11 protein-coding genes are annotated in these 18,093 nt (G+C 48.2%); 6 read left to right on the forward strand and 5 right to left on the reverse strand.

Annotated elements, in window-relative coordinates:
- The first annotated feature begins 36 nt into the window (after positions 1–36).
- A complete protein-coding gene (locus ACK5NH_RS12665) occupies positions 37–690 on the forward strand; it encodes a DsbA family protein (RefSeq protein ID WP_416920571.1) in 654 nt (217 codons plus the stop codon).
- A 128-nt stretch (positions 691–818) separates the two neighbouring features.
- Here the strand turns inward: ACK5NH_RS12665 and ACK5NH_RS12670 are convergent, their stop codons facing one another.
- Together ACK5NH_RS12670 and ACK5NH_RS12675 are read right to left on the reverse strand one after the other, a co-directional pair.
- Positions 819–1,154 (reverse strand): TapY2 family type IVa secretion system protein, encoded by a 336-nt coding sequence (locus ACK5NH_RS12670; protein WP_416920573.1) that lies wholly within the window; start codon positions 1,152–1,154, stop codon positions 819–821.
- Positions 1,155–1,175: 21 nt separating this feature from the next.
- Positions 1,176–4,847: a pilus assembly protein gene (locus ACK5NH_RS12675; RefSeq protein WP_416920575.1), complete on the reverse strand. Its 3,672-nt coding sequence runs from the start codon at positions 4,845–4,847 to the stop codon at positions 1,176–1,178.
- 534 nt (positions 4,848–5,381) lie between these two features.
- Between ACK5NH_RS12675 and ACK5NH_RS12680 the strand changes: the two genes are divergently transcribed.
- From ACK5NH_RS12680 to ACK5NH_RS12700, 5 genes are all read left to right on the forward strand, one after another.
- The gene (locus tag ACK5NH_RS12680; RefSeq protein ID WP_416920577.1) at positions 5,382–6,527 is read left to right on the forward strand and encodes a metallophosphoesterase; all 1,146 of its coding nucleotides are present in this window, start codon (positions 5,382–5,384) and stop codon (positions 6,525–6,527) included.
- 252 nt (positions 6,528–6,779) lie between these two features.
- On the forward strand, positions 6,780–7,574 hold the full coding sequence (locus tag ACK5NH_RS12685) for a substrate-binding periplasmic protein (protein WP_416920579.1): 795 nt from the start codon (positions 6,780–6,782) through the stop codon (positions 7,572–7,574).
- Between the two features lie 199 nt (positions 7,575–7,773).
- Positions 7,774–8,886, forward strand: coding sequence for an efflux RND transporter periplasmic adaptor subunit (locus tag ACK5NH_RS12690; RefSeq protein WP_416920581.1), 1,113 nt, complete (start codon positions 7,774–7,776; stop codon positions 8,884–8,886).
- Positions 8,886–12,026, forward strand: a complete 3,141-nt coding sequence (locus ACK5NH_RS12695) for a multidrug efflux RND transporter permease subunit (RefSeq protein ID WP_416920583.1) — start codon at positions 8,886–8,888, stop codon at positions 12,024–12,026. The genes ACK5NH_RS12690 and ACK5NH_RS12695 overlap by 1 nt, the downstream gene beginning before the upstream one ends.
- Positions 12,027–12,412: 386 nt before the next feature.
- Positions 12,413–12,886: an NYN domain-containing protein gene (locus ACK5NH_RS12700; RefSeq protein WP_416920585.1), complete on the forward strand. Its 474-nt coding sequence runs from the start codon at positions 12,413–12,415 to the stop codon at positions 12,884–12,886.
- A 23-nt stretch (positions 12,887–12,909) separates the two neighbouring features.
- On the opposite strand, the gene ACK5NH_RS12705 is transcribed toward ACK5NH_RS12700, so the two are convergent.
- The 3 genes from ACK5NH_RS12705 to ACK5NH_RS12715 form a co-directional block, all read right to left on the reverse strand.
- Complete coding sequence (locus ACK5NH_RS12705; protein ID WP_416920587.1) at positions 12,910–14,178, reverse strand: HD domain-containing phosphohydrolase; 1,269 nt, start codon at positions 14,176–14,178, stop codon at positions 12,910–12,912.
- A 125-nt stretch (positions 14,179–14,303) separates the two neighbouring features.
- On the reverse strand, positions 14,304–17,453 hold the full coding sequence (locus tag ACK5NH_RS12710) for an efflux RND transporter permease subunit (RefSeq protein ID WP_416920589.1): 3,150 nt from the start codon (positions 17,451–17,453) through the stop codon (positions 14,304–14,306).
- Between the two features lie 13 nt (positions 17,454–17,466).
- Positions 17,467–18,093, reverse strand: a 627-nt coding sequence (locus ACK5NH_RS12715; RefSeq protein ID WP_416920591.1) for an efflux RND transporter periplasmic adaptor subunit, incomplete at its 5' end; no start/stop codon positions are given.

The following is an 18,093-nucleotide window of genomic DNA, read 5'->3' on the forward strand; positions in this document are numbered from 1 at the left end:
AAAGCCAAAGTTCAGCCTGTTTTATAGGAAGTCCCAATGAATACCACTGAAAATCCACCGGCCGTTTTACATGCCATTATCGACCCTCTGTGCGGTTGGTGTTATGCGGCCGCACCGCTGTTTGATGCCGCAGCCGCTGCCGGATTTACCATTAAACTCCACGCGGGCGGCATGCTCACAGGCCCAAGACGCAAACAGATTGATAATCAATGGCGCGACTATGTGATGCCCCATGACCAGCGTATTGCCGCGCTAACCGGACAAGCCTTTGGTGAGAACTACTATGAAGGCCTATTGCGTGACACGAGTATCCTATTAGATTCGGCGCCGCCCATCTGGGCGTTACTCGCTGTAGCCGCCTTAGGAGGCGATGATTTAGCCTACTTACATGCGGTGCAGCTCGCCCATTATCGCGATGGCAAGTGCGCAAGCGATGAAAATAACCTGCAACTTTTAGCGGAGAAATTGGGGATAGATTGCGCCGCCTTCGCCGGAGAATACGCCGAAAATGAAGAAACCCTTTATCAACATATCGTCGCTTCGCGGGCATTAATGAATCAGCTCGGCGCCCAGGGGTTTCCTTCAGTGGCGCTAGAGACCAGTGAAGGCCACTTAAAGCTTCTCAATCACAGCCGCTTTTACGGTCACCCCTCTGAGTGGCTTGAATATCTGAATCAGCAGCTATCCTAATCAGCAGCTTTCTTATCAAGTTGGTGATTGAAAGCATACGCCTTAGGAAGTTTACTACCTAAGGCGTGATATTTTAGTCCTGAGCACAAAGCGATTATCTATGTCTTTTTAAAGGCTTAGATAATCGGTTAACCTTGGTTTTCAGGAGCAAGCTCGGCCTGCTTTGCTTCTTCGAGGGTGAAATTCTCCGTCTTTTTCACACATTCCAGCACCGTCTTAACATAGAGCGCTATCGGCTTATCCTGTGGTAAACGGGGTAATTTTGTACCGGGTAAAGACAGTTGATACTGCTCGACTTTAGATTCAAACCAGGAGAAACGCATCAATTTAAATCCTTGATTCGTTTCTAAATAGCATTTGTAATCCTGTCGTTTCTCTTTTTCTGCCGCCATTGCAGGCCATTGCAGCCCCCATAACAGCAACAGACAAACGGTACCATATTTCATCATAAAGCTATCACTCATGTTGTTTGTTAAGGCTTTGCATCATTGATCTACGTAGTAGTAAATCTTGTTTGCTTTAGGCCCACTGCCGATACACTTAGGATTACCACTCTCACAAGTCGCCTCCTCGGGCACCGCCTTACCAATCCCAATCAAAAACATATCTGGAGTGGGAGCCTTAGCATTGGGGTCATCGGACTGCGCAGCCGGGGGGATGACCAATTGCGGCGTATCCAAAACCAGTTCACCGGCATACAAGAAATCGGTTCTGTAGCCATTTGTGCCCTTGTGTAAGTTCTTTTTATAGAGGTAGCCCTTACCCGAACTCAAACATTGGTTCACCGAAGCATCACTGCCAGGCACAAAACTGGTGAAATACACCTCGCCCTGTACTATGGTCGCAGAGGATAGACTCTTTTCACCTTTGCGGGAGAAGTTATAGTACCAGCCCCGCTTTTGACCAAAAGCGATTTCGCTGGCTTTATCGTTTGGCGCCGCCGTAGTCACATCGTATAAGTCACTTAAGGTTAAGGCGCTCGGCACAGGCTTTTGATTAGGTTTACCTTGGAATGACTGAGTCACTATGTTCCTATCTTGCAAGGCAAAAAACATATCCGAACGGGACGCATCGCTAGGCTTCGCCCTATGACCGCTGCCTACAACTACGGCATCGTAGGGAATATTCTGCTTAGTCACTGTCTTGGTCGATTTCCCATTCACCACCTGAGTCAACTCGAAGGTATTGGTGACCATGGTCTGGGCAACTGTCGGCCCCGAAAAGAATCGTCTGTCACTTGCCACCGAACTCCTATCCCCTAATGCGGCAAATTTAAATCCCGACCAAGTCGAAGTATTTGCCGAAGGCATGTCCATTCGCCACACATTCCCTTGGGTGTCTGTGGCATAAATCCTATCCGTTCGACCATCGCCATTACCGTCTAACACGGCAACACTGCTCGGAATACTGTTGGCAATCCCCGGCAGTTGGGTATTTGCGCCACTGCCACCAAATTGATGGATTAACGCGCCCGTTTCGGCATCGACAATAAACACACCTCGGCCTTGGCTATCGTCACTGCCAATCTCAGCGCCATCCTTAGTCGCGGGGGTATATCCTGCACCGAAGATAAGCACGGGTTTATCCCCTGTGGCACTCGGAATCGTGGTGACGACAGGCGTCGACCAGGATTGACCTAACTCACCCATTCCCGGTGAGCTGGCATCAATCCTCCACATAAAACTAGGATTATCGGGGGAGGTGATATCGAGGGCATAATAAGCATTTCCCCCACGGCGCATCCCCACAAAGACCCACGCTTTTTCAATGCGTTTACCCTGCATTTTGGTATAGGCGACTGGCGAGCCATCAATACCGTATACTGAGTGCACGCCCGTCGGCGCGTTAGCCTTGAGATCGCGAAGATTAGGCAACAACTCATAGGGCATAAATCCCCAAGTCTCGGACACGCTATCGCCTTCATCCTTAAACATATGCAGGAACCCATGGTTAGTCCCCACGATAATCCGAATATCGGGTTTGCCTTCGGAGCCAAAATTCAGTGCTAAGGGTTTGGAATGTAAAGCATCCCCCATAATATCGGTGCGCCAATTTGGGGTTGCGCCACTGACGGCACTTAAGTCCTGATTCTTGTCATTATCGACATCGATTCCTTTTGCCCAATCAAAATGCTCGCTAAGCTCAGTTTCATCGATTCCCATATAGAAGGCTAAAGACGTATTTCCCCCCGCTTTGCGAGAAGCGTTCGATAGGGTAAACGGACTCAATCCCGTGCCAAAATTACTGTATAGGGTTCGACTGCCAGCCTGTTGCATAGCGGCTAACACCCCGCCCCGCTTCACATCGTTACCATCGCCGCTCACACCACACTCTTCGGCAGAGGTCCAATAGGAACAGGCATCGGCCTTGATATTGCCATCTTCGCCTATCGCATTAATGCCTTTGCTGTCGACAACATCACCACCACTGGTCACCTTAAATTTCTTGATATTGCCTAACCATCTCGGCCCTTTGTTTGGCAAGAACATAGAGTAATAGGCTGAATCAAAGGTTTGCGTTCGGTTAAAGTTATTACTTGCCACCGAGGGAGAGGTAAAGCTGGCATTTTTTTCGAGGATATTGTTCAAGGCCGTTTGTAATGAAGAACGTAATTTGCTGGCATCGGTCGCATCGAAATACTTACCTCCGCCATTTTCAGCGGTCTGCTTCAGCAAATGTTCGGCACTTGCAGCACCTTCACTAAAGCCGATGGTAAAGGTTTTAACGGTTTGTTTACCCGCGGAGTTCGGATTGACATCCTCATTTCTCATCCAGCCCGAAAGCGCACTGAGGTAACTGACGGGGCGAGATGTATGTTTCCCCACACCTTTGGTTAACTGTTCAACCAATCCATCGGCCGCATTATCCAGTGTGGGCTCACCATCGGTGATATAGATGATATAGGCTTCGTTTTGGCAGCGTTTGAAGGGCGAGTTATAGTTGTTGGTCCCCACTACTAATGCTTCGGGATCGGTAAAAGGATTTACGCTCGCTTGGTAAGTCCCTTGATAGCGCCCCCAGCGATCGAAATAATGGTGATCGCTGTCGTCGTCACCAAAATACTGACTCTGCCCACCAAAATAGCGGTACGCCTCATAAAGGGTTTCGCATAAGGGGGTATTTTGGGCATAACTAATCAGGTTAACTCTTTTTAACAAATCAATTTTAGTTTCGGCGGACATAGACTTAATCCCAGAGATTATCCGCCCACCATCACGCTGCCCATCATAGGGACCATTCATATTAAAAACGGCTAAGCCAAAATCCACGCCCGGCGTGGTTAAAATCACACTTTCAATCGCATCTTTAGCCAGTTCTAGCCGGGTCTTATCCACCTTAGTTTTAGGGCCATGCAACCAGTTTAAGTAATCTTCGGTATAGACAGTGACCACTTTGCCAGTACCAAAAGCGGTTTTTTCCGCCTTCGTCTTGGCCGCAGACTTTATACTGTCTGACGAGCTAGTACTGGCCCTAGTATAACGTTCAGGTTTGCTCGCCGTCCCTAAGCTATCCACGGGTAAACCTTCGGCTTCGCCTACCGCGTTACCGAACTTAGCTTCCTGAATATCCTCAAAACAATCGACGGCGGAAATGGAACTGCCATTGAGCTCTGAAAACTCTCTCCAAGACCCCGAGCTTCCCGAAAAACCATATTCCCTAAAGAACCCCGTAAAGGTGCCGTAACGATTGAGAAATTCCCATGAGCTTTCGCAGCCATTGAGTGAACCTTTGAACTTGCGTTTTTCTCGCAATGCATTCGGATTAGGCGCAGTCGTATTTTCCGACGAGCCTCGGCTATAAAATAAATTCCCCGATTGGGCGAAATTGACCTTGCGCTTATTCTCGTAGGGCGCCTCGACATCATAGGCGAGACTGCTCATGCTGCCCGAGTTATCGAAAATAATCAGCACCTGTGGACGCGAGCCATTGCGTGCCGACGCTTCGAAAACATAAAGTTCAGTGTCATCAGCATAAATCGGCGCCATAAATAAACTGGCGGCACTCACAATTAAACTCGACAAAATAAGAGAAACAACTGACGTTAACGTATGGCGAACGTTTTGTGGTCGAGTGTTAAGGTATATTAGCGAAGAAACACGAGCTATGGAGAATACCAACCGATTACTGGGTTGGCATTTTAATAAAAACGGTATCATACGGTACGCATATCTGTTATTTAGATAATAAAAACATTTCACCTACGATTTCAGGCTTTAACTCACAGGTTAAGAAAAAGCATCAATTACCGAATGGAGATCAGTAAAATCATGACGTTAGGTGATCAAACTGCACTTTTACCATTATCAACACTTATTTGGCAATCAATAAACAAAATTATTTAAACTAAGACACAAATATCAAAAACACACGTATCAATTAAAAATATCATCTGACCATTTAGTTGAATAAAAAGATATAAAAATATTTAAAACAACTGTATTAAAGCCGATTAAAATAATGGGGTAAATGAACATAAAACACTTATTAAAATGATCTAGTTAAAAATAGCTTCACTATAGTTTTAAACACTTCACGCAACATAAACCCTCAAGTTCAGCGCAAGATAAGCATGACTTTTAATCGCTTGTTCATGAAAATTTTCCATCTTGATGACCCTTGCCGCATCCAATTATTAACATTATGCTAACCAACCCCCAAATAGGCGGCGTAAACGATATAAGGAACATCGAATGCACATACTCTCCGAACGAGGCGTCAATCACGTGAAATGCCCATCACAGGATGTGTATTCATCCGCATCGGCCAAAAAGCGCGGTACTATCGCCGCTCAGGGAGCCCTACTCTCTCTGCTCAGCTTGTTTTCCTTTGCCACTTACAGTGCACACGTCACAGATGGCCCCTATGTGTTTCTTGACCAAGGAAAAGAAAATACTGCTTACTGGATCTGCCAGAGTGAGTTAAAACAAACTCCTATCGCAAACAATCAATTAGCCCGCCCTAACGATTGCGGTAACTTGCCACAACCAGTACGTCATAGCGAGGCACCTCAGGTTGAGGCCGATACTTATACCCATGCGGGTAAAATTATTGCTCTGAGCGATGTGCACGGCCAGTTTGATGTGATGATTAATTTGCTTAAAGCCCATAAGATTATCGATGAAAATAATCATTGGGCCTTTGGTGATGGTCATATGGTGATGACGGGCGATATGTTCGACCGCGGTCATCAAGTTAACGAAGTTTTGTGGTTTTTATATGAGTTAGATAAAGAGGCCCAAGCAGCCGGTGGTCGTTTACATTTACTCATGGGCAACCACGAGCAAATGGTGTTTCGCGGCGACTTACGCTATATCAATGAGCGTTACAAAACCTCAACCGAATTACTCGATCGCAGCTATGATGCGCTCTACAACAAAGACACCGAAATCGGCCGTTGGTTACGCAGCAAAAACACCCTAGTGAAGATCAACAATCTGCTGTTTATGCACGGTGGAATAAGCCCTGAATGGGTCGAGCGTAAACTCAATATCAGTGATGCCAACCAGTTATTTCGCCAACATTTAGACGATAAAAAAGAAGATTTAAAACAAAATGATTTGTTGAACTTCCTGTTTTTCACTAATGGCCCCACTTGGTACCGAGGCTATTTTAAAGACGTGCTTAGTGAGCAAGAAATCGACCATATCCTTAACTACTTTAAAGTCGACCACATCATAGTCGGCCATACCTCACAGGAGCGAGTTCTCGGGCTTTACCATAATAAAATCATTGCGATAGATAGCAGCATTAAGAATGGTAAATCGGGCGAGCTACTATTGATAGACCAAGATAAACTCACTCGAGGTCTGTATCAGGGAGAGCAAGAGCCACTTTAAAGCATGGCTTTCACATAAAAGTCTCACTCAAGAATAAGAGTGCCGCACAACAGGATTTAGGGCTTATGAGGTTTACCCATAAGCCCTTTTTATTTTTTGAGTCCAATAACTCGGTTGCATGTCACCGCGCCTCTTTTCCCTTTAATTTTTTGAGAGTTACCACTATAGTTATCGCCACACAAAATTCCCCACTCAAGATCCAAACTCCCCCTATACTCAGCAAAGTGACTCTTTATTTTTTAAGGGACGAGTATGAACATCAAGTCGCTAATCAAAATTAGCCTTGTGTTGCAGCTACTAGGATTATCAACCCCGAGTATGGCAGGACGAGATTTAACACTCGTGGCGACTAACTACCCTCCCTTTTACACCAGTGAGTTACCCGACCAAGGCGGCGTTGCACTTGTGGTAAAAGAAGCCTTTAAACGTCGCGGCTATAATGCCAGTGTCAAATTCTATCCCTTTGCGCGGGCAGCCTTGCTCGTTAAAACAGGCCAGGCCGATGGCATTATTGGCCTTTGGTACCGCAAAGAGCGTGAGCAATGGGCACACTATTCCGATCCCATACAGGCCGTACAAATAGTCTTCTACAAACGTAAGGATAATCCTTTAAGTTTTAGTCAATTAACTGAGCTAAAACCCTTTACCATAGGCATTGGTCGCGGCTATGCCAATCCACCCGAAATTGCCGCTGCGGGACTGAGGACCGAGGAAGGCAGTTCCGATGAGATGAATTTTAAGAAATTGTTTCTAAAACGCATTGACTTAGTGTTGATTGGTTACAACCTTGCGCAGTATTTAATCAAGCAACATGAAGGTGAATATGCCGATACCCTTGAACAAGTAGGCGAGCCCATCGCGACTGAGGTATTCCATTTAGGAGTTTCGTTAGCAATCGCCGACCAAACTACCTTAGTCAATGAGTTTAATAAAGGACTGGAAAGCATGGACCAGGATGGCCGCCTTGACGCAATTTTAAGCCAATACCCGCAAATTCAATCCACCTTAGATCCGATAGAAAAAATACGAACACAAGCACATCCTTAGTAACTAAACTCGGCTATCTTAGCCACTTCAAACGGGGCGGATGAGATTGCCATGGGGTGTCTCGACACAAAACACAATTTCTTTCACTTTCGAGTGCTTAACTTTACAAACTTTTACCCACCTGCTGACGGTTATTCACTAGAATAGCGCCATTAGTGCGTTCGCCTGTTAACCGTCTTTGTGCGAGATAATTATTCCAATGAAAAAAACCATAATAGCCATTGCCTTAGTTGCTGCGGTTGCCGCCGCTGTGAGTTTTAGTGATGTACTGCAAGCGGCAAAACCCGAAAGCGCGCCCCATTTAATGCGCACAGTGCCTGTGGTCACAGGAGAAGTGGTTGAACATCCACTAGCACAATCTATTTCACTGATAGGTAAACTCGCCGCCGATCGCGCTGTGGTGATAGCGCCGCAAGTCACTGGCAAAATTAAGCAAATCGCCGTGACCTCGAATCAAGCGGTCAAGAAAGGCCAACTGCTTATCGAACTCGACGATATGAAAGCCCAAGCTGCGGTGGCCGAAGCCAATGCCTTTTTAAATGATGAAACCCGTAAACTCAGGGAATTTGAAAAGCTTATCAGCCGCAACGCCATCACCCAAACCGAAATCGATGCGCAAAAGGCCAGTGTCGATATTGCCAGAGCACGACTCGCCTCGGCGCAGGCAGATTTACATTACCATTCGCTGATCGCCCCCTTTGCCGGTAAAACCGGCCTGATTAACTTCAGTGAAGGCAAAATGGTGAGCATAGGCACTGAGTTGATGACCTTGGATGATTTATCCAGTATGCGACTCGACCTACAAGTGCCCGAACATTTTCTGTCACAGCTGAGTATTGGCATGCCAGTCTCGGCCACCAGCCGCGCTTGGCCGGGTGAAACCTTTATCGGCAAAGTGGTTGCCATCGATCCCCGCGTCAATGAAGAAACCTTAAACTTGAAGATCCGCGTGCAATTTGAAAACGCGAAAAACCGCTTAAAACCCGGCATGATGATGTCATCGACCATCACCTTCCCACCGATTTCTGCTCCGATTGTGCCAGTACAAGCCTTAGAATATTCAGGCACTAAGCGCTACGTGTATGTGGTTGGCGAGGACCATATCGCCCATCGCACCGAAGTGATTTTAGGCGCCCGCGTGGGCGACCAAGTGCTGATCGATTCTGGCCTCAAGATTGGCGACAAAGTGGTAGTGCAAGGGCTAGTGAATATGCGCGATGGCTTAAAGATCAATGAGGTCGTCCTCGAAGCCAAGAACGACACAAATCGTCCTGCAGCCAAGTCTGACGTCAACACTGCGGAGACGAAATAATGTGGCTGTCCGATGTTTCAGTTAAGCGCCCCGTCGTCGCGATCGTTTTAAGCTTATTGCTGTGCGTTTTTGGCTTAGTGTCCTTTACTAAACTGTCGGTCAGGGAAATGCCCGATGTCGAAAGCCCAGTGGTGACCGTCAGTACTAGCTATTCCGGCGCTTCGGCCGCCATTATGGAGAGCCAAATCACTAAGACCCTCGAAGATGAACTTACTGGGATCAGCGGCATCGATGAAATCACCTCAACGACTCGCAATGGCAGCTCACGGATCACTGTTACATTCCTGCTCGGTTGGAACTTAACCGAAGGGGTGAGTGATGTGCGTGACGCCGTGGCCCGCGCCCAGCGACGCTTGCCCGAGGATGCTAACGACCCCGTGGTCTCTAAGGACAATGGTTCCGGCGAGCCCTCTGTCTATGTCAACTTAAGCTCCAGCGTAATGGACCGCACCCAACTCACCGATTATGCCCAGCGGGTATTAGAAGACAGATTTAGCCTTATCAGCGGCGTGAGTTCCATCAGCATCTCGGGTGGTCTGTACAAGGTTATGTACGTCAAGCTCAGACCCGAACAAATGGCGGGGCGAAATGTAACAGTCACCGACATTACTAACGCGCTGCGCAAAGAAAACGTCGAAACTCCAGGCGGACAAGTGCGTAATGACACCACTGTGATGTCGGTACGTACTAAGCGTCTGTATTACACCCCAAAAGATTTTGACTATTTAGTAGTTCGCACCGCCAGCGATGGCACGCCTATCTACCTGAAAGATGTAGCCGATGTTGCCGTTGGTGCGCAGAACGAAAACTCCACCTTTAAGAGTGATGGTATTGTTAACTTAAGCTTAGGGGTGATCACTCAGTCTGATGCGAACCCTTTAGTGGTAGCACAGGAAGTACACAATGAAGTCGATAGAATTCAAGACTTTCTCCCCGAAGGCACGAGTCTCGTGGTGGACTTTGACTCGACCGTATTTATCGACCGCTCGATCAACGAGGTGTACAACACTCTCTATGTCACTGGCGCCCTTGTGGTATTAGTGCTGTATATCTTTATCGGACAAGTAAGAGCCACGCTTATCCCCGCAGTGACAGTGCCCGTGTCACTGATCTCGGCCTTTATCGCCGCCAATATGTTCGGTTATTCGATTAACCTATTGACTCTAATGGCATTAATTCTCGCCATTGGTCTGGTCGTCGATGATGCCATCGTGGTGGTTGAGAATATTTTCCACCATATTGAGCGCGGCGAAGAACCGCTGCTTGCCGCTTACAAAGGAACGCGGGAAGTGGGCTTTGCGGTCGTGGCCACTACAGCCGTGTTAGTGATGGTGTTCCTGCCGATTTCCTTTATGGAGGGCATGGTCGGTTTACTCTTTACCGAGTTCTCCGTGATGCTGGCGGTTTCAGTGCTGTTTTCTTCACTAATTGCCCTGACGCTCACACCGGTACTCAGTAGCAAACTGCTCAAAGCCAATGTAAAACCGAACCGTTTTAATCGTTTCGTTGACAGTGGTTTTGCCCGCATGGAGAAGGTTTACCGCGTTGGCGTAACCCATGCGATTCGTTTTAGATTACTGGCGCCACTGGTGATCCTCGCCTGTGTCGGCGGCAGTGTATGGTTGATGCAACAGGTGCCCTCACAGTTAGCGCCGCAGGAAGACCGCGGCGTACTGTTTGCCTTCGTCAAAGGCGCCGAAGGAACCAGTTATAACCGTATGACGGCAAACATGGACATAGTCGAAGACCGACTGATGCCCCTCCTCGGCCAAGGTGTTTTACGCTCCTTCAGCGTTCAAGCTCCAGCTTTTGGTGGCCGCGCTGGCGATCAAACTGGTTTTGTGATCATGCAGTTAGAGGACTGGGAACATCGTCATGTGACGGCGCAACAGGCTCTGGGCATTATCAGCAACGCTTTGAAAGATATTCCCGATGTGATGGTTCGCCCTATGATGCCAGGTTTTAGAGGGCAATCGAGTGAACCGGTACAATTTGTGCTCGGCGGCTCAGATTACGCCGAACTCTTTAAATGGGCGCAGGTATTAAAAGAAGAAGCCAATGCCAGCCCCATGATGGAAGGCGCGGATTTAGACTACGCCGAAACCACGCCCGAGTTGATTGTTACCGTCGATAAAGAACGGGCGGCGGAGCTTGGGATCAGCGTCGATGAAGTATCACAAACCTTAGAGGTCATGCTTGGCGGTCGTAAAGAGACCACCTATGTTGACCGAGGCGAAGAGTACGATGTGTATCTGCGGGGCGATGAAAACAGCTTTAATAACGTCGGCGATTTAAGCCAAATCTATATGCGCTCGGCCAAGGGCGAGTTAGTGACGCTCGATACGGTAACCCATATCGAAGAAGTGGCCTCGGCACAAAAACTTAGCCACACCAATAAGCAAAAATCCATCACCCTCAAGGCCAACATCAGCAAAGGTTATACCTTGGGCGAAGCATTGAAGTTTTTGGATAACAAGGCCATTGAGTTATTACCTAAGGATATTTCCATCGGTTATACCGGCGAATCGAAGGACTTTAAAGAAAACCAAAGCAGCATTTTGATTGTCTTCGGTTTAGCGCTCCTTGTCGCTTATCTGGTACTCGCGGCGCAATTTGAAAGCTTTATCAACCCCTTAGTGGTAATGTTTACCGTGCCTATGGGGGTATTCGGCGGTTTCCTCGGCCTGTTGCTCACCAGTCAAGGCATTAACATCTATAGCCAGATCGGCATGATCATGTTGATTGGTATGGTGACTAAAAACGGTATCTTGATCGTTGAGTTTGCTAACCAACTGCGCGACCGAGGTTTGGCATTAGATAAGGCGATTATCGATGCTTCGACTCGTCGCTTACGACCAATCCTGATGACAGCTTTCACCACCTTAGTGGGAGCGGTGCCGCTGATCTTCTCGACGGGCGCGGGCTCAGAAAGCCGGATTGCCGTGGGTACTGTAGTGTTCTTCGGTATGGCCTTCGCGACCTTTGTAACCCTGTTCGTGATCCCTGCCATGTACCGTTTAATTTCGGCCGCCACCCATTCACCGGGTTATGTTGAAGCAAAACTCGAAGCTGCCATCAAAGCCCAAGAATTAGCAGCACAAGAGGCCGCCAAACAACAGGAACAAACGGCAAAAGCCTAATTTATCGCTATGATGTAAAACGGCGTGAATAAAGCGTTTGCTTAAACCATAAAAAGCCAAGGGCCTCATCCCTTGGCTTTTTCATTTAGGTTTCAGATGAGTTCCCTCTACGTTCTGTCCAACCTACAAAATCTGCGAAACCAAGTCCGACGCATAACAGCGACAGCGCCTTTATCAGCTTCTTTAAACAATATACTGTATACTGGCTCCACGCCGGCGCAATACTTTAAATCCTCTGGCGTTTAGCGGAAGTTTAAATCCCCCAGGAACAACTCATAGGCGGTAATCCGTTACTCCAAGTGTGAATATTCCCCTTTCGCGCCCATTATCATCTTGCTGTGCTATAGTGCGGGGAGTCTTCCCCCTGATAGCAATACTCAAATCCCTTGAAAAAAATCGCCCTCTTTGTCGATGTACAAAACATTTATTACACCTGCCGTGAGGCTTATCAGCGCCAGTTTAACTATCGCAAACTCTGGCAAGAGTTAAGTGCACAGGGCGAGATCGTCAGCGCTATCGCCTACGCCATTCATCGGGGTGACGATGGTCAGTTAAAGTTTCAGGATGCCCTAAGACATATAGGCTTTGAACTCAAGCTTAAGCCCTTTATCCAGCGCAGCGATGGGTCGGCGAAGGGAGATTGGGACGTTGGCATCACAATCGATGTACTCGAAATAGCTTCCGAGGTGGATACTGTGATACTGCTTTCTGGCGATGGGGATTTTGCGATCTTGCTTGAGAAGATAAGACAAAAATTTGATGTCGATGCAGAGATCTATGGGGTGCCATCCCTTACGGCAAAATCCCTGATGGATGCGGCCACACAGTTTACGCCAATTACCCCAGATTTACTGCTCTAGCTTTTCTTGTCCTTTGGCGACCGCTAAGCCTGAAACTCTTGTGTCGAGAGTCGATAAAAATTATCTATATCAGCCATCAGCACGCCGTAAACATAGGCATCTAGTTGTCCCTTATCTATCATAGGCTGCATTATGTCCAAGATCTCTTGCAGGGGCAGTGAGCCACGATAGGGCCGCTTTTGGGTTAAGGCTTGAAACACATCGACGATTGCAAGGATACGCGAAGGTAAATCTAACTGTTCTGGTCCTTTTCTAAAGGGGTAACCCGAACCATCGAGACGCTCATGGTGGTTTGATGCCCACTCACCAATCACTGATTTTGGAAAAAAACTCTTTAAAGTATGGTCGGTATCGACGGTATGACGCTTGATAATCGAGTACTCTTCCTTGGTTAATTTCCCCTCCTTGTGGAGCAATAAATCGGGGGTTTTCAACTTGCCAACATCATGTAAAAGCCCAGCAACGTACAGTAGCTCAGCATCGGTATCCGAGACACCGCAATCCTTGGCGACCAGTTTTGCCAGTAGTGCAACTTTATCCGAATGATGAAAGGTAAAGGGGCTCTTCGCATCGACAATCCGCGCCAAAAATCTTGCTAATTGTTTAACGCCCTCAATATCTAACTCTTTGTCGTACAGTTGATTAGCTTCAAACCCTAAGGCCATTTGCTCAATATAGGCAGCCTCCATGTTGTACCAAAAACCATCTTTACTAACTAATTGGCACATGGCTTCTACCATCTTATGCTCGAACAGCACATCACTATGGGCCAGTAAATTATCCGCGACTAAGCCCTCGTGGAGGGTGATAAGTTCTTCATGGCAACCATGGGTATAGCGTGCACGCAGAAAATCGGTGCGGTCGGCGAGGAAGATTAATGCGGCAAGGTCACGGTCAAATTCAGGAATCGTTATCGATTGCAATTCAAGCCAAGGGGTATGGTGATAAAGCACTATCAAGGCGAAGGTATCTAAAATGGGGCACTTCATTAATGCCTCATAGCCACGGCGACTGTGGGAATTGGCATCTTCCGGTTGCATTAGTTTGAGTAGCCGTAAGTGCTCCTCGGAAGAAGACACGCCGCAGTCATGGATAAGCCCAGCAAAATAGGCAAATTGCTTCTTTTCATCGGGCCATCCCAACACATTAGCGCATTCGTAAGCCATGTAAGCCACTCTATGACCATGGTGTAAGTCATCTACACCGACGAAATCCAATACGGTCGCCACGGCCAACAGCGCATGCCGGACATCAATTTTGACGCGGATTTCTTGGGGCTGAAAAGCATTCATCGAATTATCCTAATTTAACACGCTAATCTAAATATAGTTACTTCCTGAATATTTAGCCGCTAAAGGCGAAAAAAAGACCTGCATTTGCAGGTCTTTTTTATTGTTAATCGATTGAACAGGCTGAACTATTGCCCAGCCAATGCTTCTGCTTTGCGACGACTGCGTTTAGCTAACGCGTAGTAGAACAATGGCGTCAGGATTAAGCCAAACAAGGTCACCCCTATCATGCCGGCAAATACCGCAACCCCCATGGCTTGACGCATCTCAGCGCCCGCTCCGGTTGAGAACACCATAGGCACCACCCCCATGATAAAGGCAATAGAGGTCATCAAGATGGGGCGTAAGCGTAAGCGCGCCGCCTCGAGAATCGACTCCATGACTTCCATACCATGGTCTTGTTTTTCCTTGGCAAATTCGACAATCAGAATCGCGTTCTTGGTCGCTAAGCCCACGAGGACGATAAGACCAATCTGGGTGAAAATATTATTATCACCGCCATAAATAAGCACACCACTGAGCGCTGAGAGTAAGGTCATTGGAATGATTAAGATAATCGCCAATGGCAAACTCAAACTCTCGTACTGCGCCGCCAGCACCATAAACACCAGCAGGATCACCAGAGGGAACACTAACAAGCCTGTGTTACCGGCGAGGATCTGCTGATAGGTCAGTTCAGTCCACTCGTAGGTCATGCCTATCGGCAAAGTCTCGGCAAGGATTTTCTCAATCGCCGCCTGCGCTTGCCCCGAACTCACACCGGGTGCTGGGCCACCGTTAATCTCAGCCGTGGTGAAACCGTTATAGTGCATCACACGATCGGGCCCCGCACTCTGACTCACATTGATAAAGGAGCCGAGTGGGATCATATCGCCATTCACATTAGGCACTTTTAGCTGACTGATCTGCTGCGGGCTTTGACGGAATGCTTCGTCGGCCTGCATATTCACCTGATAGGTACGACCGAAACGATTGAAGTCGTTGACATAGGTCGAGCCCATATAGGTTTGTAATGTCTGGAAAATTTGATCGAGCGACACTGCCTGCTGTTTCGCTTTAGTCCGATCGATATCCAGTTCAAGTTGTGGCACGTTCACTTGATAGCTGGAGAAAATCCCCGCTAATTGTGGATCGGCCCACGCCTTGTACATTACTTGTTGGGTCACCTGATACAAGGCCTCATAACCAAGGTTGGCTCTGTCTTGAATTTGCAGACGGAACCCTCCAATAGTGCCGAGGCCTTGCACAGGTGGCGGCGGGAAGATGGCAATAAACGCATCCTGAATTCCAGCAAACTGCTGATTTAACTGGCCAGCAATCGCATTCGCCGACAGCTCAGGACTCTTACGTAACTCAAAATCATCTAGGGCAACAAACACCACGCCCGAGTTAGGACTATTGGTAAAACCGTTGATACTCAGACCGGGGAAGGCAATAGAGTGCGCCACACCAGGGTGATTCAAGGCGATGTCGGACATTTTCTTGATCACCGCATCGGTACGCTCGAGTGAGGCCGCATCCGGTAATTGGGCAAATGCCACTAAATACTGCTTATCCTGTCCAGGCACATAGCCCGTTGGGGTATTCACAAATTGCACGCCCGTAAGCGCAACCATGCCCAGATAAACCAGTCCGATAATGCCACCAAAACGGATCACCTTACGTACTAAATAGCCATAACCCTCTGATGCACGGTTGAATAAGCGGTTAAAGGGCGTAAATAACCAGCCACCAAACAGCTTATCCATTAACCGTGTGAGCGCATCCTTAGGCGCATCATGACCCTTGAGTAACAACGCCGATAACGCCGGGCTCAAGGTGAGCGAGTTAATGGCCGAAATAAAGGTCGAAATCGTGATAGTCAGCGCAAACTGCTTATAAAACTGCCCGGTTAATCCGCTCATAAAGGCGGTCGGAATAAACACCGCGGCCAACACTAAGGTGGTTGCCACAATCGGCCCAGTCACTTCCTTCATGGCTTTTTGTGTCGCGGCAATAGGGCTTAAACCCGAAGCGATATTTCGCTCCACGTTTTCTACCACCACGATGGCATCGTCGACCACAATCCCGATAGCCAGCACCAGACCAAACAGCGACAGCGCATTAAGCGAGAAGCCCATCAAGTGCATAAAGGCGAAGGTACCCACCAAAGATACAGGCACTGCCACCAGCGGAATAATCGAGGCGCGCCAAGTTTGGAGGAACAGCACCACCACGAGTACCACTAAGAACACGGCCTCGAGCAGGGTTTTCACTACCGCATGGATAGATCCACGCACAAACACGGTCGGATCGTACACAATCTCGTATTGCAGTCCTTCGGGGAAAGACTTCGCCAGTCTTGCCATTTCAGCGCGCACATCGTCGGAGATTTGAATCGCATTCGAGCCCGACGCTTGGAACACAGGAATCGCTACTGCGTCTTTGTTATCCAGTAATGAACGCAGCGCATAGCTAGTTGCACCGAGTTCAACACGAGCGACATCCTTAAGACGGATCACCTCACCGTTTTGACCGACCTTGATGATAATGTCTTCGAATTCTGACAGTTCGGTCAGACGACCCTTAACGTTAATCAAGAGTTGGAAGTCGGCATTACCGCTAGGCTGCGCCCCTAAACTGCCCGCTGCCGCTTGCTGATTTTGCTCACGTACGGCGGCGATAATTTCAGCTGGCGACATGCCAAGCGCCGAGACTTTATTCGGGTCAAGCCAAATCCGCAGACTATACTCGCCCGCACCGAATAAACGCACCGCGCCCACACCTTTGATGCGTGCTAACTCATCTTTTACGTTTAATGCCGCATAGTTAGACAAATACAGCATGTCATAACGATTATCCGGCGACAGTAAATGCACCACCATGGTTAAGTCGGGCGAGGACTTTTCGGTCACAATCCCTAGGCGTTGAACCTCCTGTGGCAAACGTGGCATAGCGCGGTCTACCCGGCTCTGCACTTGGGTTTGCGCCCTGTCCACATCGGTGCCAATGGCAAAGGTGATGGTCAAGGTCATGCGTCCATCGGATGTCGCCTGCGATGACATATACAGCATGTCTTCAACGCCGTTGATTTCCTGCTCTAAGGGCGAGGCAACCGTCTCGGCGATGACTTTAGGGTTCGCGCCAGGGTAGTTGGCGGTCACAACTACTGTTGGCGGTACCACTTCAGGGTATTCGGTAATGGGTAATTGCCAGACGGCAATCGCCCCTGTGATAAAAAATAGCAGCGAGAGTACGGCTGCAAATATCGGTCTTTTAATAAAAAACTGCGACAACATTCTGTTGGATTCCTTAACCGCGGCTCGCTACTTCAACGTCTGGGGTGGTGATATTTTCTTGATGTTTATCAAGCAGTAATTGAGCTTGACGAAGCGCCTCTATCTGCTCACTGTCGGCCATATCAACCAGGTGTGGCTCAATTTGCATCTTAGGACGAACCCTTTGCATGCCATTGACGACGATTTTGTCGTCTGCCGCTAAACCTTGCTTAACAATGCGTAAACCTTGAACTTTTTCACCTAGGGTGACGCCGCGATACTCCACAGTGCCATCGTTTGCCACCACTAAGACGAACTTATTGTTCAGATCCGTGCCTACGGCTTTATCGTCGATCAAGATGCCGTCGTAGGCGCCGCTACCGGCAGTACGTAATCTGGCGAACAGACCAGGGAGCAAGCTGTTGTCTTCATTACTAAAAGTGGCACGTACTCGAATAGTGCCCGTCTGTCTGTCCATCGAGTTATCGACAAAATCCACTAGGCCTATGTGTTGATATTCTCGCTCGTTGGCCAGCGCCATATACACGGGATTGTCGCCAGCACGAGGGTCTTTACGCTTTTTCTCGGCGGTTAACTTGACGTATTTCAGATAGGTTTGCTCATCCACATCGAAGTAGGCATACATGCTGGCAGTCGACAC

Origin of the sequence: Shewanella sp., from assembly GCF_047975355.1 — a bacterium.
Taxonomy (GTDB): domain Bacteria; phylum Pseudomonadota; class Gammaproteobacteria; order Enterobacterales; family Shewanellaceae; genus Shewanella.

Bases quoted from the DNA above. Each gene is read 5' to 3' on its own strand.
- ACK5NH_RS12665 (WP_416920571.1), top strand. From the start codon at position 37: ATGAATACCACTGAAAATCCACCGGCCGTTTTACATGCCATTATCGAC.
- ACK5NH_RS12670 (WP_416920573.1), bottom strand. From the start codon at position 1,154: ATGAGTGATAGCTTTATGATGAAATATGGTACCGTTTGTCTGTTGCTG.
- ACK5NH_RS12675 (WP_416920575.1), bottom strand. From the start codon at position 4,847: ATGATACCGTTTTTATTAAAATGCCAACCCAGTAATCGGTTGGTATTC.
- ACK5NH_RS12680 (WP_416920577.1), top strand. From the start codon at position 5,382: ATGCACATACTCTCCGAACGAGGCGTCAATCACGTGAAATGCCCATCA.
- ACK5NH_RS12685 (WP_416920579.1), top strand. From the start codon at position 6,780: ATGAACATCAAGTCGCTAATCAAAATTAGCCTTGTGTTGCAGCTACTA.
- ACK5NH_RS12690 (WP_416920581.1), top strand. From the start codon at position 7,774: ATGAAAAAAACCATAATAGCCATTGCCTTAGTTGCTGCGGTTGCCGCC.
- ACK5NH_RS12695 (WP_416920583.1), top strand. From the start codon at position 8,886: ATGTGGCTGTCCGATGTTTCAGTTAAGCGCCCCGTCGTCGCGATCGTT.
- ACK5NH_RS12705 (WP_416920587.1), bottom strand. From the start codon at position 14,178: ATGAATGCTTTTCAGCCCCAAGAAATCCGCGTCAAAATTGATGTCCGG.
- ACK5NH_RS12710 (WP_416920589.1), bottom strand. From the start codon at position 17,453: ATGTTGTCGCAGTTTTTTATTAAAAGACCGATATTTGCAGCCGTACTC.